Source organism: Arthrobacter rhamnosi (assembly GCF_054510855.1).
The window spans coordinates 165,418-187,995 of the sequence record NZ_JBTNDT010000006.1; the positions used below are offsets into that span (position 1 = coordinate 165,418).

At 70.6% G+C, this 22,578-nt stretch carries 20 protein-coding genes; 9 read left to right on the forward strand and 11 right to left on the reverse strand.

What is annotated here, in order from left to right; all coding sequences use genetic code 11:
* Positions 1-75 precede the first annotated feature (75 nt).
* Both ACX80I_RS13265 and sftH read left to right on the forward strand, forming a co-directional pair.
* Complete coding sequence (locus ACX80I_RS13265) at positions 76-726, forward strand: GNAT family N-acetyltransferase (protein ID WP_459345585.1); 651 nt, start codon at positions 76-78, stop codon at positions 724-726.
* Positions 727-774: 48 nt separating this feature from the next.
* Complete coding sequence (gene sftH / locus ACX80I_RS13270) at positions 775-3,279, forward strand: DNA 3'-5' helicase SftH (RefSeq protein ID WP_459345586.1); 2,505 nt, start codon at positions 775-777, stop codon at positions 3,277-3,279.
* A 58-nt stretch (positions 3,280-3,337) separates the two neighbouring features.
* Here sftH and ACX80I_RS13275 read toward each other — a convergent pair whose 3' ends face one another.
* From ACX80I_RS13275 to ssd, 7 genes are all read right to left on the reverse strand, one after another.
* Positions 3,338-3,712, reverse strand: coding sequence for an Rv3654c family TadE-like protein (locus tag ACX80I_RS13275; RefSeq protein WP_459345587.1), 375 nt, complete (start codon positions 3,710-3,712; stop codon positions 3,338-3,340).
* A gap of 4 nt (positions 3,713-3,716) precedes the next feature.
* Positions 3,717-4,184 (reverse strand): TadE family type IV pilus minor pilin, encoded by a 468-nt coding sequence (locus ACX80I_RS13280; protein ID WP_459345588.1) that lies wholly within the window; start codon positions 4,182-4,184, stop codon positions 3,717-3,719.
* Positions 4,184-4,591, reverse strand: a complete 408-nt coding sequence (locus tag ACX80I_RS13285) for a DUF4244 domain-containing protein (RefSeq protein WP_459345589.1) — start codon at positions 4,589-4,591, stop codon at positions 4,184-4,186. The genes ACX80I_RS13280 and ACX80I_RS13285 overlap by 1 nt, the downstream gene beginning before the upstream one ends.
* Before the next feature lie 130 nt (positions 4,592-4,721).
* Complete coding sequence (locus tag ACX80I_RS13290; protein WP_459345590.1) at positions 4,722-5,396, reverse strand: hypothetical protein; 675 nt, start codon at positions 5,394-5,396, stop codon at positions 4,722-4,724.
* The gene (locus tag ACX80I_RS13295; protein ID WP_459345591.1) at positions 5,393-6,163 is read right to left on the reverse strand and encodes a type II secretion system F family protein; all 771 of its coding nucleotides are present in this window, start codon (positions 6,161-6,163) and stop codon (positions 5,393-5,395) included. Before ACX80I_RS13295 ends, ACX80I_RS13290 begins: the two co-directional genes overlap by 4 nt.
* Positions 6,160-7,473, reverse strand: a complete 1,314-nt coding sequence (locus ACX80I_RS13300; protein ID WP_459345592.1) for a TadA family conjugal transfer-associated ATPase — start codon at positions 7,471-7,473, stop codon at positions 6,160-6,162. Before ACX80I_RS13300 ends, ACX80I_RS13295 begins: the two co-directional genes overlap by 4 nt.
* Complete coding sequence (gene ssd / locus ACX80I_RS13305; RefSeq protein WP_459345593.1) at positions 7,470-8,651, reverse strand: septum site-determining protein Ssd; 1,182 nt, start codon at positions 8,649-8,651, stop codon at positions 7,470-7,472. Before ssd ends, ACX80I_RS13300 begins: the two co-directional genes overlap by 4 nt.
* A 105-nt stretch (positions 8,652-8,756) precedes the next feature.
* Between ssd and ACX80I_RS13310 the strand changes: the two genes are divergently transcribed.
* Together ACX80I_RS13310 and ACX80I_RS13315 are read left to right on the forward strand one after the other, a co-directional pair.
* Positions 8,757-10,448, forward strand: a complete 1,692-nt coding sequence (locus ACX80I_RS13310; RefSeq protein WP_459345594.1) for a bifunctional 3'-5' exonuclease/DNA polymerase — start codon at positions 8,757-8,759, stop codon at positions 10,446-10,448.
* A 98-nt stretch (positions 10,449-10,546) separates the two neighbouring features.
* Positions 10,547-12,031 carry a hypothetical protein gene (locus ACX80I_RS13315; RefSeq protein ID WP_459345595.1) on the forward strand — a complete coding sequence of 495 codons (1,485 nt, stop codon included), beginning with the start codon at positions 10,547-10,549 and terminating at the stop codon, positions 12,029-12,031.
* Here the strand turns inward: ACX80I_RS13315 and ACX80I_RS13320 are convergent.
* From ACX80I_RS13320 to ACX80I_RS13330, 3 genes are read right to left on the reverse strand one after another with little or no spacing between them, the layout of a single operon-like run.
* A complete protein-coding gene (locus tag ACX80I_RS13320) occupies positions 11,943-12,644 on the reverse strand; it encodes an NUDIX hydrolase (RefSeq protein ID WP_459345596.1) in 702 nt (233 codons plus the stop codon). The two genes, ACX80I_RS13315 and ACX80I_RS13320, sit on opposite strands and share 89 nt — an antisense overlap.
* A 48-nt stretch (positions 12,645-12,692) precedes the next feature.
* Positions 12,693-13,496 (reverse strand): endonuclease III, encoded by an 804-nt coding sequence (nth, locus tag ACX80I_RS13325; RefSeq protein ID WP_459345597.1) that lies wholly within the window; start codon positions 13,494-13,496, stop codon positions 12,693-12,695.
* A gap of 55 nt (positions 13,497-13,551) precedes the next feature.
* Positions 13,552-15,060 (reverse strand): hypothetical protein, encoded by a 1,509-nt coding sequence (locus tag ACX80I_RS13330; RefSeq protein ID WP_459345598.1) that lies wholly within the window; start codon positions 15,058-15,060, stop codon positions 13,552-13,554.
* Positions 15,061-15,349: 289 nt separating this feature from the next.
* Between ACX80I_RS13330 and acs the strand changes: the two genes are divergently transcribed.
* Positions 15,350-17,308, forward strand: a complete 1,959-nt coding sequence (acs, locus tag ACX80I_RS13335) for an acetate--CoA ligase (RefSeq protein ID WP_459345599.1) — start codon at positions 15,350-15,352, stop codon at positions 17,306-17,308.
* Between the two features lie 143 nt (positions 17,309-17,451).
* Here the strand turns inward: acs and ACX80I_RS13340 are convergent, their stop codons facing one another.
* Positions 17,452-17,874, reverse strand: coding sequence for an organic hydroperoxide resistance protein (locus tag ACX80I_RS13340; RefSeq protein ID WP_459345600.1), 423 nt, complete (start codon positions 17,872-17,874; stop codon positions 17,452-17,454).
* Between the two features lie 113 nt (positions 17,875-17,987).
* Between ACX80I_RS13340 and ACX80I_RS13345 the strand changes: the two genes are divergently transcribed.
* The 4 genes from ACX80I_RS13345 to ACX80I_RS13360 all read left to right on the forward strand — a co-directional run bounded on the left by ACX80I_RS13345 (position 17,988) and on the right by ACX80I_RS13360 (position 22,471).
* A complete protein-coding gene (locus ACX80I_RS13345; protein WP_459345601.1) occupies positions 17,988-18,569 on the forward strand; it encodes a TetR/AcrR family transcriptional regulator in 582 nt (193 codons plus the stop codon).
* Between the two features lie 171 nt (positions 18,570-18,740).
* A complete protein-coding gene (locus tag ACX80I_RS13350; protein ID WP_459345602.1) occupies positions 18,741-20,066 on the forward strand; it encodes an MFS transporter in 1,326 nt (441 codons plus the stop codon).
* A 7-nt stretch (positions 20,067-20,073) separates the two neighbouring features.
* Entirely contained in the window at positions 20,074-20,565 is a 492-nt protein-coding gene (gene aroQ, locus ACX80I_RS13355; protein ID WP_459345603.1) for a type II 3-dehydroquinate dehydratase, read from the forward strand.
* Positions 20,566-20,620: 55 nt separating this feature from the next.
* Positions 20,621-22,471, forward strand: a complete 1,851-nt coding sequence (locus tag ACX80I_RS13360; RefSeq protein WP_459345604.1) for a dipeptide ABC transporter ATP-binding protein — start codon at positions 20,621-20,623, stop codon at positions 22,469-22,471.
* Positions 22,472-22,578: the final 107 nt, after the last annotated feature.

A 22,578-nucleotide genomic window follows, 5' to 3' on the forward strand; every position in this document is an offset into this window, starting at 1 on the left:
TTCGCGGCGTCACACGGCCGCCTCCGCGGCTGCAGTCCCTGTGATTCGCGGTCCCCGCGAACTATGGTTCAGCACATGGGCGCACACGCAGATGACGAGCTCCTTCAGACCTGGATCGACGGATGGTCCGCGTGCCGCGGATACGAACCGCATAGGGACGGGCGCAGTACCTCCGTCCTGCTGACCGACCAGCAGAACCGGACGGAGCACTTCCTCTTCGAACCCACCACCGAACGGTTCCTCGAGCTGGCATCCGAGACCCGGCAGGATCCGGGACGGGTGCTGACGGTCGTCACCCGCCGGATGCAGGAGCTCATCGACGCGGCCCAGCCGCTCCACGTGCAGGTCACGGACCGCCAGCAGTCCCTGATGAGTCTCGACATGCGGGGCCAGGACGTCGAGGACCCGCGGGCGCCCGGTGAGGACTTCACCCTCAAGCGCTCCCGTGAGGGCGCCTGCCGCAGCGTGACGGTCCATGCCGGCGGGGAGCTCGCGGCCCGGGGGTCGGTCGCCGTGGTGGGCGAGTACGCGGTCTACGATCGCATCGTCACGGAGGAGGGCTACCGGCGGCGGGGCCTCGGCAGCTACGTCATGCGTGCCCTGACCGCCGCGGTCCTGGAGGACGACATCACCACCGGGCTGCTCATGGCCTCGGCGGACGGCCGCGCCCTCTACGCATTCCTCGGGTGGCAGAATCTCGCCGACGTGTTCGTCATCAGAGGATAAGGACCGTTTCCGCCGTGCATGCGGGATGCGCGATGGGACAATTGCGGCGTGGCTGCGCAGAACTCCCTGATCCCGTTGCTCGGAGGTGGACCCGACCCTGAGCAACTGCTGCACGTCCGCGAGATCCCGGCCCGGGAGGCCGAGCACGCACCCTGGCCCGAATGGGCGCACCAGGACGTCATCGAGGCGTTCAGGACCCGCGGAGTGGTCGAACCGTGGCGGCACCAGGTGGAGGGGGCCAGGTCCGCCCACGACGGAGCGCACACGATCATCGCGACGGGCACCGCCTCGGGGAAGTCCCTCTGCTACCAGCTTCCGGTCCTCGACGAGATCCACCGCAGCGAACTCGGAAATCGCGCGACCCTCGCACCTAACGGGTCCGTGGCCCTCTACCTCGCGCCCACCAAGGCCCTGGCCGCGGACCAGTTGTCCGCCATCAACGCACTGAAACTGCCCACGGTTCGGGCCGAGACGTACGACGGCGACACGGAGTCCGGCGCGCGCCGCTGGATCCGCGACCACGCGAACCTGGTCCTCGCGAACCCGGACATGCTGCACTACGGCATCCTGCCCAACCACACCTGGTGGGCCCGCTTCTTCCGGCGCCTCAAGTACGTGATCATCGACGAAGCCCACAGCTACCGGGGGGTGTTCGGCTCCCACGTCGCCAACCTCCTCCGACGGTTGCGGCGGATCTGCGCGAGCTATGGCGCGAACCCTGTGTTCATCGGGGCCTCGGCGACGTCGGCGGAGCCCGCCGCGTCCTTCGGGCGACTGATCGGCGCCCCGGTGTCCGCCGTCGCCGAGGACAGCTCGCCGCACGGTTCGACGACGGTCGCGTTCTGGGAGCCCCAGCTCACGGGCATGAAGGGCGAGAACGGCGCTCCCACCCGGCGGACCGTCATTGCCGAGACGTCCGACCTGCTCGCGAACCTCGTGTCCTCCCGGGTGAGGACCATCGCGTTCATCAAGTCGCGTCGCGGTGCGGAGAGCATTGCCCAGACCTCCCGGAGGATGCTCGAGGATGTGCACCCGAGCCTCCCGCACCGCATCGCGGCCTACCGGTCCGGATACCTGCCGGAGGAACGCAGGGCGCTCGAAGCTGCGCTGCGGAGCGGGGAACTGCTGGGTGTCGCCAGCACGTCCGCGCTGGAACTCGGCATCGACATCTCCGGCCTCGATGCCGTCCTGGTGGCCGGCTGGCCCGGGACGAGGGCTTCCCTCATGCAGCAGATCGGCCGCGCCGGACGGTCAGGACAGGACGCCCTCGCGGCCTTCGTCGCCAGCGACGACCCGCTGGACACCTACCTGGTGCACCACCCCGAGGCGGTCTTCGACCTCGCCGTCGAGGCGACCGTGTTCGATCCCTCCAATCCCTATGTCCTCGGTCCGCACCTGTGCGCCGCCGCGGCCGAGCTGCCCCTCACCGAGGAGGACCTCGGCCTGTTCGGTGCGACCGCGGAGGATCTGCTCGGCACCCTGTGCGACCAGGGCTTCCTGCGGCGGCGCCCCGCGGGATGGTTCTGGACGCACCCGCAGAGCGCCGCCGCGATGGTCAACCTGCGCGCCGACGGCGGCGGGCCGATCAACATCGTGGAGGCTGATTCCGGGGCGCTGCTCGGGACGATGGACTCGCCCCAGAGCCACTACCAGGCGCATCCGGGCGCGGTTTACGTCCATCAGGGGCGGACCTACGTGGTGCAGGAGCTCAACGAGCAGGACCACTGTGCTGTCGTCTCGCGCGCCCATCCCGACTACTACACGCAGGCGCGGGACGTCACGCAGATCGAGGTCATCGGGCGCGACGTCAGCCGACTCTGGGGCGGTGTCCTCGCCAACTTCGGCGATGTGAAGGTCACCACCCAGGTGGTGTCCTTCCAGCGCAAGGCTTTCTCCTCCAACGAGGTCCTGGGCGAGGAGCCGCTCGAACTCGGGGCACGGGACCTCTTCACGAAGAGCGTGTGGTTCGAGATCAGCGCGGAACTCCTCGCGGCGGAAGGCATCCTCGCGGAGGAGCTTCCCGGAGCACTCCATGCGGCGGAGCATGCCGCGATCGGGCTGCTGCCCCTGGTGGCGTCGAGCGACCGGTGGGACATCGGTGGGGTGTCCACGGCCCTGCACGCCGACACGGGGCTGCCGACCATCTTCGTGTACGACGGCCACCCGGGCGGTGCAGGCTTCGCCGAGCGCGGTTTCGAGGCGGCACGGACCTGGCTGTCCGCGACCCGGGACGCGATCGAAGCCTGCGAGTGCGAGTCCGGCTGCCCCTCCTGCGTCCAGTCCCCGAAGTGCGGCAACCGCAACAATCCGCTCAGCAAGGGCGGTGCCGTCGCGGTCCTCTCCCTGATCCTCAAGCAGGCCGCCGGCGCGGCGACCGGAGCCGAGCCGGCACCGGGGACGGACTCCGCCTCCGGGACGGGTTCCGGCTCCCGCGGTGCACCGGCGTCCGGAGCGGCGGCGTCCGGAGCGGCGGCCGGATCCACGGTCGTCACGTCCGGAGTGGCGTCCGAAGTGGCCTCCGGATCCGCCATCGCATTGGGCCGGAAAGCCTAGACCGCCAGGACCAGGAGACGGCGTCATGGAGGACGTCCAGGCCGCGCTGCCGTCGACATCATGGCGGCGGCCCGGCCCGCGCCGCACCCACCGCATCGGGAAGCTGGCCCGCAATGCCGACGGAGACGCGGACCAGGGCGGTTCCCGGACCCGTCTCGCCGATGGTGCAGGCCTGCACAACTGCGCCATGGTGTTCCGCAACTGATCCGGCCGTGGAGCACGGGTCGCCGACCGTGAGTCCCCGGGCAGCGTCCGCTGCGGCCAGTGCGGCGAGATCTGCTGCTGTCGCCGCTTTCGACGCGCCCGATGCGGCCTGCAGCAGCAGGGCCGCGGAGGCGATCAGCAGCAGTGCCAGCATGGCGAGGCCTGCCATCAGCAGCGTCCCGGCCCCGCCCTCGGAGTCGATGGGCGACCCCGCGCTGCCCACGGTCATGCACCTACCCACGGTCCTCCTCCTTCCCCGAGGCGGTCGCAATCAGCTCGATTCCCATCAATTCGACGACAGGCCCATCGACCCGCGCCCTCACCTCCACGGTGGTCCAGCCGGAGCCGAACGCCACGGAAGTGGTCGCGTTGCTTCCTGCAAGCCGCCGGACCGTCTGTTCCACGGACGCACTGCTCTCACCCCGCATGGCCTCGCGTGCTCCTGCCCGTGCTGCTTCCTCCAGCTGCAGCTGGACCGTGCCGATGTGCGCGGTACCGAGCAGGAGCGCGAGCAGGACGACCAGGACGGGAAGGACGACGGCGACCTCGGCGGTGACCGACCCGCGCTGGCCAGGGCGTGCGCGTCCCCTGCCACGGTCCCAGGCGGAAGGCGTCCCGCCGAGACCGCCGGCAGGAACGCGGCGGCGGTGCGGTTCCCATCCCGTCCGTCCCCGCCGCGGCCTGCCCCGGTCCGCACCCATCAGCCGAAGTTCAGCGCAGACGTGATCAGGGACATCAGGAGGCCCTTGACCTCGCCACTGGACAGCACCGCGACGAGCAATGCCGCGAAGGCGACTGCGGCGAGCGTGGCGATGGCGTACTCGGCGGTCGCCATGCCTGCCTCCCCACCGGGCACGTCATCCTGGCGGTGCCGGATGATCCGTGCGTTCGACCGCCGCCGCCGGGCATCAGCCCGACGGGCGGCCCGGTCGCCCACGGGCTCCGGGCGGGGGAAACACCCCTTGCCGTCCTGTCCGAGGACCGGCTCGGGGCTGACCCCATCGACCGGGGACTCGCTGATCGGGCAGAACGATCCGTCATGTCGGGCTTCCGCGGGCACCTGGAACGAGGAACCACCCGGCATCCTTGCGTGTGTTTCCGATGACATGGGAACTCCTTCTGTCGGCGGGGGCGTTGGTCCCCGTGCTGGGAGCGGCAGTCGCCGCAGGAACAACTCTCCCGAGGGGGACGTGCCCGGTGGATTCCCCGGAGGGCTAAGTGGATAACTGCTGGCGGAACTAGAGGGGCAGGAGCCCCAGGACGACGGGCACGACTCCGAGGCAGATGAAGGCAGGTAGCGAACACAGGCCGAGGGGCAGGACGAGTTGCACTCCCAGTGCCGCGGCTTTCCTGTCCACCTCCCGGTTGTGCCGCCGTCTCAGCTGAGCCGCGTGGGCATGCAGGAGCGCCGCGGACGGCGCACCCGTGGACGTGGCGAAGCGAAGGCCCTGCCGGACGTCGTCGACGACCCCACCCTGAACCGTCACTCCACGTCCCCGGCGGAGCCGGGGAGCCCGCTGCTTCCGGGCAGCGGGACGGCTCCTACCGGTCCACCCGTCGTGCCTCACGGCTCTGCCGGCGGATTCCCCTGCGATGTCCCCCGCGGCATCCCATGCGGCATCCCATGCGGCGTCCCATGAAGCGCCGAGGACCCGGGCGGCGTAAACGCGCACCAGGGACGAGCGGATCCGGGGCTCGCAGGTCTCCGCCACGAGGAACAGGGCCTTCTCGACCGAGGCACCCGAGGACAACACGGCGGCCAGCAGGTCGAGGATGAGCGGGGCGTCCCTGATCCCCCGTCGTCCTCCCGGACGTGCGGGTGGCGGGATCCTGGTCCTGACCCGTCCCGATCCGACCATCAGCGTGAGAGCCGCAGCGGCCAGCAACAGGGAGACCAGTGGCCCGGCCATCATGGCGCACCTCCTGCGCGCTGCACCAGGCGCCGGGACCATTCGCGTGATGCCACCATCAGGACTGCGCCCGTCATGAGGGCGAGCCGTCCCAGGGCCGAGCCGGCGAGTACCTCGAACGGGTTGATGCCGAGGGCGAAGCCGAGGACCAGGCCGACGACCGGTAGCCAGGCGAGGAGGACGACCGTTGCACGGGGTCCTGCCAGCGCAGTGTCGCGGGCGGAGAGCCCGTCGAGCTGGGCGTCGAGCTGGGCCGCGTAGTGCTCGAGGATCCCCGCCAGCGGCGCCCCGCTGCGCTCTGCAACCTCCAGACAGCCCGCGAGGTCGATCCACAGGCGGTCGACGTGGGCGCTGCTCGAGCCCCTGCGGTGTGTGGCGCTGGAGCCTCCCGCAGCCTGACGGAGGGCATCCGGGACGCTGAGGCCCAGGCCGGCCGCCCGGCGTGCCGTCGCGATCACCGGTAGGGCTGCATCGCCGAAAGCGCTGTGCCGATCTGCATAGACGAGCTCGAGGTCCGCCCACAGGACGTGGGGTGGCCGCCCCGCCCTGAGGAGCCCGGCCAGCTGGTGGACGAACAGCGGCAATTCGTGCAGGTCGGCCGTCCTGGCGCCCGTCGGCCCGCGCCCTGCCCGGACGCCGGCGCCCCGGACACCGGACGCCCCGGCGAGGACCGTACCTGACTGCGGCCTCCTGCCCCGCGGTACCGCCCTGGGGAGTGCGAGCACGATGGAAGCACACGCCAGCAGGCATGCGACGGTCGTCCCGGTCACGGGTCGGGCCCGGTCCAGCCCACCCTGACGGCGAAGCCGCTCCATCCCGCCGCCCGGCGGCAACCCGTACCGGTATCGACCAGGGCGGGCGTCACCGCGAGGTCCTTGCCCTGGCTCAGCTCCACGAGTCCGATGCTTTCGACGCGTCGGCCCCGGGTATCGCGTACGACATGCACCACTACGTCCAGACCGCTGGCCGCCTGCAGTGCGAGGGCTTCCGGGGCCAGACCAGCAAGAGCGGCGAGCGCGCTCAGACGGGCCGGGACGGCGTTCGCCGAACTCGCATGCACCGTTCCCCCACCGCCGTCGTGCCCTGTGTTCATCGCCGACAGCAACTCGCGAACCTCCGCACCGCGGCATTCCCCGACCACCAACCGATCCGGCCTCATCCTCAGCGCCTGCCGCACGAGTTCGGTGAGATCGAGCACGCCCGCCCCCTCGAGGTTGCCGTGACGGGACTGGAGTCCGACCGTGTGCGGGTGGGACGGGTTGAGCTCTGCCGCATCCTCGACCAGCACCACGCGCTCCTGGTGCCCGGCCAGGCCGAGGAGGGTGGAGAGGAGTGTGGTCTTCCCGGTTCCTGTCGCACCGCTGACGAGGAAATTCAGGCGGTGCCGCATCATCAGCGTCAAGGCCTCTGCCATAGCGGGGGCGACTGTCCCGCTGGCGACGAGCTCCGGGAGGGTGAACACCCGGGGCCTCCGGATCCGGATCGACAGGAGTGTCCCCGCCGTCGAGATCGGCGGGAGGACGGCGTGGATCCGCAGCCCTCCCAGACGCACGTCCACGGCGGGACACCCGTCGTCGAGGCGCCTGCCGCCGGCGGCCACGAGGCGGACGGCGAGCGCGCGCACCTCCTGGTCGGTGTCGAACATGCAGCCGATTCGCCGCAGGCCGGTCGCGCCGTCGACCCACACGTCATCGGGCCCGTTGACGAGGATGTCCGTGATGGTTTCCTCCGCCAGGAGATGCTCGAGCGGCCCCAGTCCCTTGAGCTCGGCACGGACGTGATCGAGCGCGGACAGGGTCCCCTCCGACCCGAGCAGCTTCCCGCTCGATCCCACGGCGTCGGCGAAGGCCGCTCCGGTCGCCGGCACATCTCCGGCAAGAACAGCCCTCCGCACCGACTCGACCATGAAGGCCCCCGATGCCCCGGAGGACGCCGATGCCCCGGGTGCCCCTCCGGGATCCTTGCCCCCTGCCCTGTCGCCGGCCGGCCACCCCGGAGGATCCTGGTAGGCAGGGACACTGCCGAGGGTGGCACGCAGTTGGCGCCGGGTGGGGCCGCCCGGCATGTCGCCGCCCCTCATGCCGTCCGCTCCCTACCCGCCACGGCGCCCCCGACGGCGCCCCCGACGGCACCCCCGACGGCACCCGCGACGGCACCCGCGACGGCACCTGCGACGGCACCTGCGACGGCACCTGCGACGACACCGTCGACCACGGACTGAACGAGCTTCCGCGCCTTCTTCGGCAGGCGGAAATCGAGCATCCTGCCGTCTGCTTCCGCCTGCGCCACTCCCCGCACGAAGGGAAGGTACGGGAGGGGGCCGGCTCGTCCGACGGATTCGGCGACGAACCACGCATCCAGGCGGTCGAGGACCGGACCGCGCAGCACCACCGTCACGGGTGCCGACCCGAGGGCCTGCAGGACGGCGGCAGCTGCGGCGACGCTGCGAGGCCGGGCCGGGACGAGGAGGACCAGCCGATCGCACGCAGCCACCAGCGACGGAACGGCGGCACCACTGCTGCCCAGATCGATGAAACTGGTGTCGAAGGCACCCCGCGCAGCTTCGAGGACGACTCCGGCGGACCCCATGCCGTCCCCTGACAGAATCTGGACGGCGCCGGTCGGCGCGGCGTGTGACAGCAGGGAGAAGGTACCGTCCGTCGGCAGCGCCGCCGCGAGCTGCTCGGCACTCAGTGTGCCTCGGATCTCCCCGAGGTCATGCCATCGCACGCCGGGGCGGTCCTCGAGGCCGAGGGCGAGGTCCAGGCCCCCACCCAGGGGATTCCCATCCACCAGCAATGCGGACCCTCCCCCGGCGGCGGCATGGCGTGCACACCAGAAAGCGAACGTACTGACCCCACATCCGCCGGCGGCCCCGAGGACACCGACCACGGGCCCGGTGGCGGCCGGGTTCAGCAATCGTCCGAGGTGTTCCGCGAGCCAGCCTGCACCCTGGGGCAGGATGACGACGCGGGACGACGGCAGGCCGGCGGCGCTCCCCCATGCCCTCGCTTCATCCCCGGCTCCCCCGACCACGATGACCTCACGCCGGCCGTGCAGCCCTTCAGTGACCTGCTCGCAGCCGACGAGAAGCACCAGTGGATCGAGGGAAAGGGCTTCGGCGAGGACGGGCACGAGCATCGGCGCGACGCCTGCGGCAGCACAGGCCCTCGCCACCTGGTCCTTGACCAGCTGCGAGCCGCCCGCAAGGACCACCGGCCCCCGCCGGGCGTTCAGGGCCCACATCGCCTGCGTCATCGGTCAAGCGTCCTCGGCGGGAGTTCCCTCCGGAGCGGGCACGGCCGCCATGTGGACAACCCTCCCGATTCGAGGAATGACACCCCCACCGCCGACAATGTGCTCATGTACATTGCCGTGGCCTCCGTGCCGTCGAGTCGCGGTGGCAGCGCAGGAATGGCGCTCCAGCAGCTGGACTCCGAGGGCCGGCAGCTCGGGGAGCCCGACGTCGTCGATCACGACGCGTTCGCGGCCGCCGTCGCAGAGGCGGAGACCCGGCGGCCGCGCTGGGTCTGGAGCAGCACGCGCCTCTGGTACCCCGACCTCCTGTCCGCAGGCGTGTCCGTGGACAGGTGCTGGGACCTGTCGCTGACGGGAAACATCCTCGCGCACTCGCCGTCGTGCCGCCCCTCTCCGTACATCGAATCCCTGAGGGCCAGCGCCGGAACGGACGATGGCACGGAGCCTGCCCGTCACCTGCTGCCGCCCCCTGCGGCGCCGAACCAGCACTCGCTGTTCGACGAACCGCAGGAACCGGTGGGCCCCCCGGTGGGCGACGTCGCCGGGCAGTTCAGGGAGCAGCTCGCCGCGGTATCGGGTGCGGGGCCTGGGCGCCTGAATCTCCTCGTCGCCGCGGAATCCGCGGGCTCGCTCATCGCCGCCGAGATGGAGCACTGGGGGCTTCCCTGGCGCCGGGACGTCCATGAGGACCTGCTGGAACGGACCCTCGGACCGCGCCCGCCGGAGGGCTCGAGACCGGCTGAGTTGGAGCGGCTCGCCCAGGAGCTGCGCACCGCCCTGGGTAACCCCTCGCTCAATCCCGATTCACAGCAGGAGGTTCTGCGCGCCCTGCACCGCGCCGGTATCGAGGTCCGGACGACGCGCTCCTGGGAACTCGAGCGGCAGGAGCATCCGGCCATCGAACCGCTCCTCGCCTACAAGAAGCTCTCGCGCCTGCTGACCGCGAACGGCTGGAACTGGCTCGACGCCTGGGTCCGGGACGGCAGGTTCCGGCCCGAGTACGTGGTGGGCGGTGTCGTGTCGGGACGCTGGGCGTCGCGCGGCGGAGGTGCACTGCAGATCCCACGGCAGGTGCGCGACGCCGTCCGGCCCGACGAGGGCCATGTCTTCCTCGTCGCCGACGCGGCGCAGCTCGAGCCGAGGGTCCTGGCAGCCCTCGGGCAGGACGCGGCGCTCGCAGCCGCGGCCCGCGGACAGGACCTCTACCAGGGGATCGCGGACCAGGGGTTCGGCGGCGACCGCGCTCAGGCGAAACTCGCCATGCTCGGCGCGATGTACGGCGCGACGAGCGGCGAATCGGGCAGGCTGATGCCACAGCTGACGCGCGCCTACCCGCGGGCCATCGCCGTCGTGGAATCGGCCGCCCGGGCCGGTGAGGCAGGGGGCGGCGTTTCCAGCTACCTCGGCCGCGGCTGCCCGCCCGCGTCGGAGGAATGGCGAGCGAGGCAGAGGACGACGACGGCGGAGGAGCAGCGCCGGGCGGACGGAGCGGCCCGGGCTCGCGGCCGCTTCACGCGGAACTTCGTGGTCCAGGCCTCGGCTGCGGAATGGGCGCTGTGCTGGCTCGCCGAGATCCGACGGCGGCTGGCCGCAAGCAGCATCCCGGAACCGCGAAGCCGCATCATCTTCTTCCTGCACGATGAAGTGGTGCTGCATGTCCCCGCGCAGCAGGCGGACGAGGCGGGCACCATCCTCGACCTCGCCGCCCGGGCGGCGACGCGGCTGATCTATGGCGACATCCCCATCGAGTTCTCCATCAACACCGTCGCGGTCTCCTCTTACGCGGACGCGAAGTAGTTCGGACTCCGGACCGTTGTCCACATCGTCCGAGGACACTTCGAGCACGGACCGGTCTCCCCGTACGGTGGCAGCACGAGTGCGGGAAGGCGGAGTGCGTGAACGTCCTGAGGATCGATACCGACCGGTACGCGGAAGCAGCAACGCTGGCCTCGGTCGCCGCCCGTGGACTCGCCGACGCCGCGGGTGCGGCGAGTGCGGCACTGGTGCGGACCGCCGGCATGGCCGGGTGGGACGCTCTGGGCGCCGGCTGGGCCGCCTCCTACGACCCGGCGGCCCGCGAGGTCCTGGCCGCGTGCCACGAGCTCGCGCTCGCGTCATCGGACACGTCGCAGGCACTGGCCATCTCGGCGGGAAACTACATCCTCGCGGAGCACGTCGCTTCCGGCGGCATGTCCGCGCTGATTCGCCCGTCGCTTCCGGCGGCGGTCGGGGAAGGAGCCGCTCCGTGCCCGCCGTCCGCCTGTGATGTCAATCCCGGCTGGCCCCCTCCGTGCTGGGACATCGTCGCCGGGATAGCCGGCGTGGCGTGGCCCTCCGGTGATCCGGAACTCCTCCGTTCGGCGGGGATGTCCTGGGCCGTACTCGCCAATGACGTCGACGCGACCCTCGACGGTCCCGCCTCCCAGTCGCACATGCTCCTCGATGGCCTGCTGGCCGAGGATCTCGTGCTCCTCCGGACGAGGAGTGCGGTGCTCCAGAGCTGCGGCCGTCGTGTTGCCGAGGCGTCGAGGGACATCGCCACCGGGTGCGCGTCGCTCGCCGCCGCCGTCGAGCAGGCGCATCAGGAGCTGATCAACGAGACCCGGTCGTTCACCCTGGAGTGTGCGGCGCTGGCGGCCGTCGGAACCGCGCTGAGCTTCGCCACGCTCGGTGGTTCGGCCGCGATCACCGCCCTGGTCGGTGCGGCCCGCACCGCGCAGATGGTGGCCCGGGTACATCAGGTCCTCGCACGGCTGAGCGCGCTCGCGCGCACCGTGCCGGTCGTTGCCGCGCGGCTACCCGGAGCGGCGAGGCTGGTCACGGGGCTGCAGGGCGCACGGGCGCCGGCCCTTCTCCGGTCCGCCCGACAGGCGCTCGGATCGGCGCCGAGCGCGGGAACCGCAACGGGTCGCCCGTCCCGCCTCGCGCCGGCCGTGCGCATCCTCCGGCCCCTCGGAGCGGCCGGGCTCCGCGGACTCGATTCGACGGCTGTCTCCGTCGCTCTGTCGAGTCCTGCCGTTCTGGCGCGGAACGTCCTGTCCTACCAGGTGCGGCGCGCCGTGCTCGGACCCGGGGCGGTCAGGGGTAGCGGGGCGGATCAGGCCCTGGCGGTGCTGCGGAGTTCCCGCTTCGGTGCCTCGCCCGTCGTACCCGCCGCCGAGGCGGCCCTCAGGGCGAAGGGCCGGGTCGACACGGTCACCGGCCTGGCTGCCCTTCCGGGTTCCATCAGGGACCGGTACTCCCCCGGTCGCATCCGGATCCCGGCGGCCGGCTTTCAGGGTCCCGGCCGGCTTACAGGGGCGCGGGGATCTCCCGGGACCGGTCCCAGGCGCGCGTCCAGCCGAGCCCATCGAACATCGCGTCCAGCAGCATCGCCGTGAAGCCCCAGATCACGGCTTCCGGCACCAGGAATGCGGGGGTCCTGCTGACGAATCCGTCGCGCCGGACCACGGCGGTCCTGCGGTGCTCCGGATCGAGGAGGGTGCTCACGGGAGCCCGGAAGACCAGCTCTGACTCCGCCGTATCGACGGCATGGATCGGCGACTGCTCGGCCCACCATCCGAGCACCGGCGTGACCATGAAATTGCTGACGGGAAGCCCCACCTCCGGCAGCAGGCCCAGGATCTCGATGCCGTCCGGATCCACGCCTGTCTCCTCCCGGGCTTCGCGCAAGGCCGCCGCGCCCTCATCCGCGTCACCCGGGTCGATGGTGCCGCCGGGGAAGGCGACCTGGCCGGGGTGGTTGGACAGCGAGCCGGCGCGCATCACGAACAGGATGTCCAGGTCGCGACCGGGGACGTCGTCGGGACCGGGATGCTCAGGATCTCGCGCGGAGGGTTCGACGTCGCGCGGACCGACCAGGATAAGGACCGCCGCACGCCGGGCCCGTGCGGGATCGAGCCGTGCGAACTGCCAGCCGGTCGGGCGCACCAGGGCGGCGTCGGGGCGGTCCATGGACTTCGCCCACGCCGCCAGTTCGTCGTACACCGTCACGACAGGACCGGTTCCGCGGGCGCGCCCCGGACCAGGGTGGGCCGGAGGCTAGGCACCCAGACCGTACCCGGCCTCGCGGAGCTCCGCGCGGGTCCGCCCGGCTCGCATCAGCTCCACCAGTTCCTCGCGGCCGGGTGCCAGCTCGTACTTGAGCAGCTTCGCCGCCTTCATCGGGTCCACCTCACCTTCACCGAAGGACGGACACAGCGCGGCGACGGGGCACACCCCGCACGCGGGCTTCTTGGCATGGCAGATCCGACGCCCATGGAAGATGACCTGGTGCGACAGCATGGTCCAGTCCTTGCGCTCGAACAGGGCACCGACCTCGCGTTCCACCGTGACGGGGTCCTCCGACGCCGTCCAGCGGAACCGCCGGGACAGCCGCCCGAAGTGGGTGTCCACCGTGATGCCCGGGACACCGAAGGCATTACCCAGGACAACGTTCGCGGTCTTCCGCCCGACACCGGGGAGGGTCACCAGGTCCTCGAGCCGTCCCGGGACCTCGCCGTCGAAATCGTCGACCAGGCGCCGGGAGAGTGCGAGGAGGCTGTTGGCCTTCGCGCGGTAGAACCCCGTGGGGCGGATGATCTCCTGCAGCTCGAGTTCCTCGGCCTCGGACATCGCACGGGCGTCGGGATATCGCTCGAACAGCGCAGGGGTGGTGAGATTGACCCGGACGTCGGTGGTCTGCGCGGAGAGCACGGTCGACACCAGGAGTTCGAAGGCGTCGCGGAAGTCGAGCTCGGCCACCGCGTACGGGTACGTCTCGCCGAGGACCCGACTGATCTTTCGGGCCCGGCGCTTCAGGGCGACGGGCGATTCCTCCTCGGGCTTCGCTTTCCTGCCTGCCACTCGCGGATCTCCTCTCGGTGGTGCTTCTCGTACCACTGGGCACCAGTGGCAGGCGTCAGTCGCGGGGAGCGCGCTCGATGTTGCGCAGGTCCCGCAGGATGCCCACGGCCCCCGTGCGCTTGTCCTGCACCAGGAACTCGTTGCCGCGATCCTCGATACCCACTTCCCAGTCGCCTGGCTGGAGGGTGAAGACCTGGCGGCCCGTCTGCTCGTCGAAGACGGGTCGGGACGAGCCGACAGCGAACCAGAAGGCCTCGACGACCGGCTCCTCGTCGGTGGACCGGGTCGCGGTGATGGTCTCCTGGCGCCGTTCCTCCGCACCGGGAGCGGCGGAGGTGGAGGCAGCGGGGGCGGAGGTGGAGCCGCCGTGGACGACATCCTGGATGCGCGTTTCGCCGACGGTGTCCGTGGGCTGGAACTGGACGGCGTCGGAGGAACGGTCCGGAGACGAGTGCTCGTCCTGCGTCCTCTGCACGCCGTTCTCCTCGTCAGTACCGATGGCGTGGGTTCCGCTCTCCACATGACGCGGCGCATGCTCGGAGGTGGACGCGGAGGTGGACGCGGAGGTGGACGCGGAGGTGGACACGGAGGTGGACGTCGAACTGTTCCCGGACCCCTCGCGCTCCATACCCGACTGGCCCGAGGCCGCGGCCCCGGCGCCCACTGCCCCGGCTCCGCCCGCACCGTACAGCCCTGCTCCGTTCTGCCGGACCGCTGCAGCCGCAGGGTTCACCCCGGCAGGATCGGACTCGGTGCGGGACGTGATTCCGGCCGGGCCGGCCTTCGCTTCAGCGGCGGGCTTCGCCGGCTTGGGCGGGCGGGGGCGCGCCGCGGTGATGGGGCGCGCCACAGCATGTGCCGGGGCCTCGGGCCGGCCCGCGAAGTCGTTCCGGAAGACGGGGAGGAACGGCCCGACGACGGTGGCGGCCAGCATGAGCAGGGAGCCGATCAGCGCCAGCAGTGGCCCTGGATGGAACGCGGTGACGGTCTGGAGGAAGAAGTATGTCGCCGCGAGGACCGCGGAGACCGACGCGAACTGATCGACCGACAGGGACCCCACTCGCAGGCCGGAACTGCCCAGGCGCCGCCCGGCGAGCAGGGCCAGGGCGATCACGGGCAGCAGGATGCCGATTCCTATGAAGAAGAGCGGGACGCTGTTCCAGAAGTTCGCGTACAGCACCCTGCCGTCGGTGAAAGGCAGCAGCGTACCGATGAAGGCGATCACGACACCGCCGCCGAAGACGAGTTCACGCAGGGTGAAGGGACCGAGCGCGGCAGAGCTCGGACCGTCAGACGTCGGTCCGGCAGAAGTCGGACGGGCAGAAGTCGGACCGGCAGAGCTACTGGCCGATGCCTGTCCAGCCGTCCGGCCCGCGACCTTTCCGGCCTCCTGACCTGCCTCGTGACCTGCGGGCTGTCCCGCCGTCCCTGCCGCGAGGGGTGAAGCACCGGAGGCGCTCGCGCCCGTCCCTGGAGCCGATCCGTCCGTACCGGGCGAGGAGCCCTGTCCCGACGTCGACGGTTCAGGGCGTATCGTGCGCTGCCCCTCGGATGCTTCGGTCATCTCTTACTCCCGTTTCTAGCGCTGGTCACCCGCGGCCCACTCTCGAGCGGCGGGTGTCGATTACCTTCTTCCACCCTAGCCACCGGCACCCGCCTTCTCCACCAACCCCGGGGTCGTGGCCTCCCGCCACTCACCGCACAATCGCCGCAACTCGGCTAGCTCCTGTGACGCCGGGCACACGCTGCGCACAGAACTCGATAGTGTTCCCCTAGAGCACGTGGCGGTGCGGCGAGTCGTCGCCGCACCCTGCGTCCCGTCCGTTCCACACGACGTCACAAAGGGGTAGACCATGAGCGCCGAACGACAAGGCGACGCCTTCGAGAACCTGCTGCATGAGGAACGCCGTTTCCCGCCCAGCGAGGAATTCGCTGAGAACGCCGTCGCGCAGCCGTCACTCTACGACGAGGCGCGGGAGCAGGGAACGGAGTTCTGGGCCCGGCAGGCCAGGAACCTCCTCACCTGGGACTCCGATTTCACGCAGACGCTCGACTGGTCGGACGCACCGTTCGCCAAATGGTTCGTCGGCGGCACCGTCAACGCGGCGTACAACGCGCTGGACCGGCACGTCGAGGCGGGACTCGGGGACCGCGTGGCCATCCACTTCGAGGGCGAGCCCGGCGACACCCGCACCATCACGTACGCGGAGCTGACCCGGGAGGTCAAGAAGGCGGCGAATGCCTTCGAGTCCCTCGGCGTGCAGAAGGGTGACCGCGTGGCGGTCTACCTGCCCATGATCCCCGAGGCCGTCGTCACGATGCTCGCCTGCGCCCGGATCGGCGCCGTCCACTCCGTGGTCTTCGGCGGCTTCTCGGCGGACGCCCTCCGCAGCCGCATCGACGACGCCGAGGCCAAGATCGTCGTGACCTCGGACGGCACCTACCGCCGCGGCAAGCCCAGTCCGCTCAAGCCCGCCGTCGACGGCGCCCTCGAGAAGGAGGGGCACACCATCACCAGCGTGGTGGTCGTACGGCGCAACAACGAGCCGGTCCAGTGGACCGAGGGACGCGACCTGTGGTGGCACGACGTCGTCGACACGGCCTCGGACGAGCACACGGCCGTGGCGCACGACGCCGAGCACCCCCTGTTCATCCTCTACACCTCGGGCACCACGGGGAAGCCGAAGGGCATCCTCCACACGACCGGCGGCTTCCTCACGCAGACCGCCTTCACCCACCTGAACACCTTCGACCTGCGCCCCGAGACGGACGTCTTCTGGTGCACGGCGGACATCGGCTGGGTGACCGGGCACAGCTACGTCGCCTATGCACCCCTCGTGAACGGCGCGACACAGCTGATGTACGAGGGGACGCCGGACACGCCGCACCAGGGCCGCTGGTGGGAGCTCATCGAGAAGTACAAGGTCAGTATCCTCTACACGGCGCCGACGGCCATCCGCACCTTCATGAAGTGGGGCCGCGACATCCCCAAGAAGTACGACCTGTCCTCCATCCGCGTCCTCGGATCCGTCGGGGAACCGATCAACCCCGAGGCGTGGATGTGGTATCGGGAGGTCATCGGCGGAGGCAAGGCTCCCATCGTGGACACCTGGTGGCAGACGGAGACCGGCGCCCACATGATCGCGCCCATGCCGGGCGTGACCGCGACCAAGCCCGGTTCGGCGCAGGTCGCCGTGCCGGGGATCGCCGTCGACGTCGTCGACGAGATGGGCGAATCCGTGCCCAACGGGTCCGGCGGCTACCTGGTCATCCGGGAGCCGTGGCCGGCCATGCTCCGCGGCATCTGGGGTGACCCCGAGCGCTTCAAGGAGACCTACTGGGCCCGCTTCGACGACATGTACTTCGCAGGGGACGGCGCCAAGAAGGACGAGGACGGGGACATCTGGCTCCTCGGGCGGGTCGACGACGTCATGAACATCTCGGGCCACCGCCTGTCCACCACGGAGATCGAGTCCGCGCTGGTGAGCCACCCGTCCGTGGCGGAGGCCGCCGTCGTCGGGGCCAGTGACGAGACGACGGGCGAGGCGGTGGTGGCGTTCGTCATCCTGCGCGGTTCGGCCAAGGACGACGACGACATCGTGACCACCCTGCGCAACCATGTGGGCAAGGAGATCGGGCCCATCGCCAAGCCGCGGAACATCCTGGTGGTCCCCGAACTGCCGAAGACGCGCAGCGGGAAGATCATGCGTCGCCTGCTCAAGGACGTCGCCGAGGGCCGCGAGGTGGGCGATGCCACGACCCTGTCCGATCCGACGATCATGCAGCAGATCGCGGTCTCGCTCCGCAAGTAGGGGTTCGGCCGGGCCCGGGACCCGGGCGGAAGGCGTGGACCTGAGGCCCGCAACGAGGAAGGACCCCCGCACCTGCGGGGGTCCTTCCTCGTTGCGGCGGGACGACGCCCGACGAAATTGAGCGGCATCGTGCGGTGGAGCGGTCAGCCGATGGTGGCGTCCACGGTGACCTCGATGTTGCCGCGGGTCGCGTTGGAGTACGGGCATACCTGGTGCGCCTGCTCGACGAGCTGGTCCGCGGTCTCCTGGTCCACTCCGCCGATCTCGGCGTGCAGGGCGACGGCCAGCTGGAACGCGCCGCCGTCGCTCGCGTTGATGCTCACCTCGGCGGTGACCGCCGTGTCGCTGATCCTCGCCTTGCTGCGGCTCGCGACGAGCTTCAGTGCGCTGTGGAAGCAGGCCGCGTAGCCGGCGGCGAAGAGCTGCTCGGGGTTCGTCGCACCGCCGGTGCCACCCATCTCCTTCGGGACCGCCAGGTCGACGACGAGCTCCCCGTCGTCGGTGCGTGCCTTGCCGTTGCGTCCGTCGCCGCTTGCCGTTGCCACTGCGGTGTAAAGAGCACCCATGCTGTCGATCCTTCCGTTCCGGGGCCGGACTGGCACCCTCACTACGGGTAGACTAACTAGTAACTCTACTTCCTCCAAATCCTGGGCATCCCGCCTCGAACCTCCAATGGAGCATGATGAACGCGCAGCTTCCCGTCCGCGAGCGCATCCTCGCCTCGGCCACCCGACTGTTCGACACCACCAGCATCCGCTCGGTCAGCGCCGACAGGGTCATCTCCGACGCCGGCACCACCAAGGTGACGTTCTACCGGCATTTCCGGTCGAAGGACCACCTCGTGGTCGCGTACCTGGACAGCCAGCTCGAGCAGCTGGAGACCGTCGTGACGCGGGAACGGATGGACCGGGACGCGTGCGCCGTGCTGCTCCGTCTCGCCGCCGTCAACGGCACCGCCGCCTGCCGGCCGGGCTTCCGCGGGTGCACCTTCATCAATGCGGCGGCGGAGTACCCGGCGGACGGCAACCCGGTCCGGGACGCCGTCGAACGCTACCGGACATGGCTGCACGGCGTGGTCGCCGAACTCCTGGCCGAGCTGGAGGCGGACCAGCCCGACGTCGTCGCGGACCAGCTCATCATGCTGCGGGACGGAGCGATGGTGCACGGCTTCATGGGTGATGCGTCCGCCGTGACCCGGTCCCTCGTGACCGCCGGGCGCGCCATCGTCGCCGCCCACGTCCGCACGCCCCTTCCCGACTGACGCACGTGGTCCCCGCCTGACGCGGAGGCATCCCAGTGTCCATCTCCCCGCGTCCGTCTCCCCGGCGTCCGGGAGGCCGCGACCGGCGCTGCCGGCGGGAGCGCGGTACCGCCGGTGTGACGTTCGTCCGAAAAGATGGCCCGGGCCCGGGGGCAAGAGGACAATTTCAGCGTGTCCACAACCCTGCAGCAGCCCCCCGTATCGAATCCGCGCATGGCCCGCCGCGTCGCCGGAGCCTCCTTCGTCGGAACCGCCCTCGAGTCCTACGACTTCTACGTGTTCGGCACGGCCGCCGCACTCGTCTTCAACACCGTCTTCTTCACCGAGCAGGATCCGCTCGCCGGCACGCTGTCGGCCTTCCTGGTCTTCGCGATGGGGTTCGTCGCTCGCCCCCTCGGCGCCATCCTGTTCGGGCATCTCGGTGACCGGATCGGCCGCAAGCGCACCCTGATCTGGACCATCACCCTGATGGGACTGGCCACGGGCGCCGTCGGACTGCTGCCGGACTACACCACCATCGGCGTCTGGGCCCCGATCATCCTCACCGTGCTCCGACTGCTGCAGGGCCTCTCGCTCGGCGGCGAGTGGGGCGGTTCCATCCTCATCGCCACCGAGCACGCCGAACCGCGCAAGCGCGCGCTGTACGCCTCCATCCCACAGCTCGGCTCCCCCGTCGGCACCATGCTGATCTCCGCGATCTTCCTCGTCCTTGCCGTCGTCGCCCCCGATGTCATGGCCTCGTGGGGCTGGCGTATCCCGTTCCTGCTCGCCTTCCCGTTCCTCGCCGTCGCGATCTACCTCCGGCTCGCCATCGATGAGACGCCCGTCTTCCAGGAGGCGGACCGGCGGCACGCGCTTCCCCGCGCCCCCTTCCTCGAGGTCCTGAAGTCCCAGCCCGTCGCCATCGTGGTCGCCATCGCCTCCGCGGTGCTGGGAATCGGTTCCTACTTCCTGATGGTCACGTACACGCAGGCCTACGGCACACAGACCCTCGGACTGTCGCAGGAGACCGTCCTGAACGCCGCCCTCGTGGGATCCGTCCTCCAGCTCGCCACCATCCCCGCCTTCGGCTACCTGGCCATGCGCATCGGCTCCGCGAAGGTCGTGGCCGGCGGCGCGCTGGGCACGGCCCTGATCGCCTTCCCCCTCTACTGGGTCATCAGCATCGCGACCGAGCCGATGTACATCGCCGCGATCATCCTTGGCGGCATCCTCCCGACCGCCAGCTGGGCCGCCCTCGGCGGGCTCATGGCGGACATCTTCCGGCCGGCGACGGCGTTCACCGCCCTGTCCTTCGCCTACAGCATCGCCGCCATCGTGGCGGGCTTCGTGCCGTCGATCACGCAGCGGTTGGGGATCGCGACGGGCGGTGCCTGGTGGCACCCCGGCGTCGTCCTGGCGGTCCTGAGCCTCGTGACCGTAGCCGGAGCGCTGGGCGCGGTGGTCCTGCGCGCTCGATCGGCGGATCCCGTACCCGCCGCGCACAGTGCGGCATAGTTAGGGCATGAGCCCGGCACGCACACCCAGCATCCTCGTGATCAACGGACCGAACCTGAACCTGCTCGGCAGCCGGGAACCGGCCGTGTACGGGACGGCGACGCTCGACGACGTCGTCCGCCTCGCATCGGACACCGCACGGAAGCGCGGGTGCGCCACCACCGCGATGCAGTCGAACCACGAGGGCGAGATCATCGACGCCATCCATGCCGCGCGCTCGACGTCGGAGGGGATCGTCATCAACGCCGGGGCCTTCACGCATACCTCGATCGCCATCCGCGACGCCCTCGCCGGCGTCGGCCTGCCGGTGGTGGAGGTCCACATCAGCAATGTGCACCGGCGCGAGGAGTTCCGGCACCACTCGTACATCTCCGCCGTGGCCGACGCGGTGATCGTCGGCGCCGGCATCGACGGCTATCGCCTCGCGGTGGACCACCTGGCGGCACGCCTCACCGCCCGCCCTGCCGCCGCGGACGCCGCACCGTTGCCAGAAAGTTAGCCGGTCGCCGGCCGATCGGGCGGCGACCGCCCTGCGCATAGGGCACGATGGTGCTATGACGGACATCACCCCGGCCGGCAGCATGACCGACCTGACCGACGACCCCGACGCACCCCTGCTGGAGGTGCGCAACCTGGCGGTCAGCTTCCGTACCACCGGTGGTGAGGTGAAGGCGGTCGAGGATGCCAGCTTCACCCTTCGGCGCGGCAGCGCCCTCGCGATCGTCGGCGAATCCGGGTCCGGCAAGTCGACGACGGCGATGGCGTGCATCGGCCTCCTGCCCGGGAACGGCAGGGTGACCTCCGGCAGCATCCTCTTCGAGGGCCAGGACCTCGTGACCCTGCCGGAAGCGAGGATGCGCTCGATCCGCGGCAGGGCGATCGGCCTCGTGCCGCAGGACCCGATGTCCAACCTCAACCCGGTGACGAAGATCGGCACGCAGGTCGCCGAGACGCTCCTCGTCCACGGCATGGCCACCAAGAAGAACGTCAAGCAGCGCGTCATCGAGGTGCTGTCGGCTGCCGGTCTGCCCGACGCCGGCGAGCGTGCCAAGCAGTACCCGCACGAGTTCTCGGGCGGGATGCGCCAGCGGGCGCTCATTGCTATCGGCCTCGCCTGCCAGCCCCGGCTCCTCATCGCCGACGAGCCGACGTCGGCCCTGGACGTCACGGTGCAGCGCATAATCCTCGACCAGATCGAGACGATGACGGACCAGCTCGGCACGTCGGTGCTCCTCATCACCCATGACCTCGGGCTCGCCGCCGAGCGCGCCTCGCAGCTCGTGGTCATGCACCGCGGACGCGTCGTGGAGACCGGCCCCGCCGACCAGCTGCTCAACGATCCGCAGCACCCCTACACACAGTCGCTCGTCCGCGCTGCTCCGAGCGTCGCTGCCGTCCGCCTGCGCCCCGGCGCCTTCACGGCGGATGCCGCCACCCGGCGGAAACTCGCCGAGGAAGTGTTCGCGGAGCACGAGGCCGGGCACGGGACCCCGGACCCCGGGCACACGGCGCCTCCCGCAGGGCCGCTTCCCTCCGCAGCCGGCGCCCATGCCGCGACGTCGTCCGCCGACCGGCCCGCCTCCTCTGCGGAGCATGCGGCCGCCCCTCAGAACATCGTGGAGATCCGGGACCTCACGAAGGTCTACAAGCGCCGCGGCAGCAAGGACGACTTCTACGCCGCGAAGAACGTCACGCTCGATGTCCCGCGCGGGCAGACCGTGGCGATCGTCGGGGAATCGGGGTCGGGCAAGACCACCACGGCACGCATGCTGCTCAAGCTCATCGAGCCCACATCCGGCACCATGACCTTCGACGGCATGGACGTCGCCACCCTCGACAAGACGCAGCTCAACGACTTCCGCCAGCGCGTGCAGCCCATCTTCCAGGACCCCTACTCCTCCCTGAACCCCATGTTCACGATCGAGCGCATCGTCGAGGAACCCCTCAACGCCTACAAGCGCGGATCGAAAAAGGAACGCTCGGCACGGGTCCGCGAGCTCATGGATCAGGTCTCCCTCCCCCAGAACGCCCTCCGCCGCTACCCGGCGGAGCTCTCCGGCGGGCAGCGGCAGCGTGTCGCGATCGCGCGGGCGCTCGCCCTGCAGCCCGAACTGATCGTCTGCGACGAGCCGGTCTCCGCCCTCGACGTCCTGGTCCAGGCCCAGATCCTCAAGCTCCTCGGCGACCTGCAGTCCGAGCTGGGCCTGAGCTACCTGTTCATCTCGCACGACCTCGCGGTGGTGCGCCTCATCTCGGACTACGTCTGCGTGATGAAGGACGGCGAGTTGGTGGAGGCCGCCAGCTCCGAGGAGGTCTTCCAGAACCCCCGCCACCCGTACACACGCCGGCTGCTGGCCTCCATCCCGGGCAATGAGCTCAACATCGACGAGGACCTCGCGTCCTAGCGTCCGTTCCCGCCTGATCCCCGGGGATCGGGTTGCCGTCCCGGCGGCACGTGGGATGCCCCTTGGTGCCGCTGCCTGTACGGGGGGCCGATGGGCGCATAGATTGG

What these genes read in the sequence shown, in the direction of transcription:
- ACX80I_RS13265 (WP_459345585.1), top strand. Translation starts at nt 76, where the DNA reads ATGGGCGCACACGCAGATGACGAGCTCCTTCAGACCTGGATCGACGGA.
- ACX80I_RS13275 (WP_459345587.1), bottom strand. Translation starts at nt 3,712, where the DNA reads ATGACCGTGGGCAGCGCGGGGTCGCCCATCGACTCCGAGGGCGGGGCC.
- ACX80I_RS13280 (WP_459345588.1), bottom strand. Translation starts at nt 4,184, where the DNA reads ATGGGTGCGGACCGGGGCAGGCCGCGGCGGGGACGGACGGGATGGGAA.
- ACX80I_RS13285 (WP_459345589.1), bottom strand. Translation starts at nt 4,591, where the DNA reads ATGTCATCGGAAACACACGCAAGGATGCCGGGTGGTTCCTCGTTCCAG.
- ACX80I_RS13290 (WP_459345590.1), bottom strand. Translation starts at nt 5,396, where the DNA reads ATGATGGCCGGGCCACTGGTCTCCCTGTTGCTGGCCGCTGCGGCTCTC.
- ACX80I_RS13300 (WP_459345592.1), bottom strand. Translation starts at nt 7,473, where the DNA reads ATGAGGGGCGGCGACATGCCGGGCGGCCCCACCCGGCGCCAACTGCGT.
- ssd (WP_459345593.1), bottom strand. Translation starts at nt 8,651, where the DNA reads ATGACGCAGGCGATGTGGGCCCTGAACGCCCGGCGGGGGCCGGTGGTC.
- ACX80I_RS13310 (WP_459345594.1), top strand. Translation starts at nt 8,757, where the DNA reads ATGTACATTGCCGTGGCCTCCGTGCCGTCGAGTCGCGGTGGCAGCGCA.
- ACX80I_RS13330 (WP_459345598.1), bottom strand. Translation starts at nt 15,060, where the DNA reads ATGACCGAAGCATCCGAGGGGCAGCGCACGATACGCCCTGAACCGTCG.
- acs (WP_459345599.1), top strand. Translation starts at nt 15,350, where the DNA reads ATGAGCGCCGAACGACAAGGCGACGCCTTCGAGAACCTGCTGCATGAG.
- ACX80I_RS13340 (WP_459345600.1), bottom strand. Translation starts at nt 17,874, where the DNA reads ATGGGTGCTCTTTACACCGCAGTGGCAACGGCAAGCGGCGACGGACGC.
- ACX80I_RS13345 (WP_459345601.1), top strand. Translation starts at nt 17,988, where the DNA reads ATGATGAACGCGCAGCTTCCCGTCCGCGAGCGCATCCTCGCCTCGGCC.
- aroQ (WP_459345603.1), top strand. Translation starts at nt 20,074, where the DNA reads ATGAGCCCGGCACGCACACCCAGCATCCTCGTGATCAACGGACCGAAC.
- ACX80I_RS13360 (WP_459345604.1), top strand. Translation starts at nt 20,621, where the DNA reads ATGACGGACATCACCCCGGCCGGCAGCATGACCGACCTGACCGACGAC.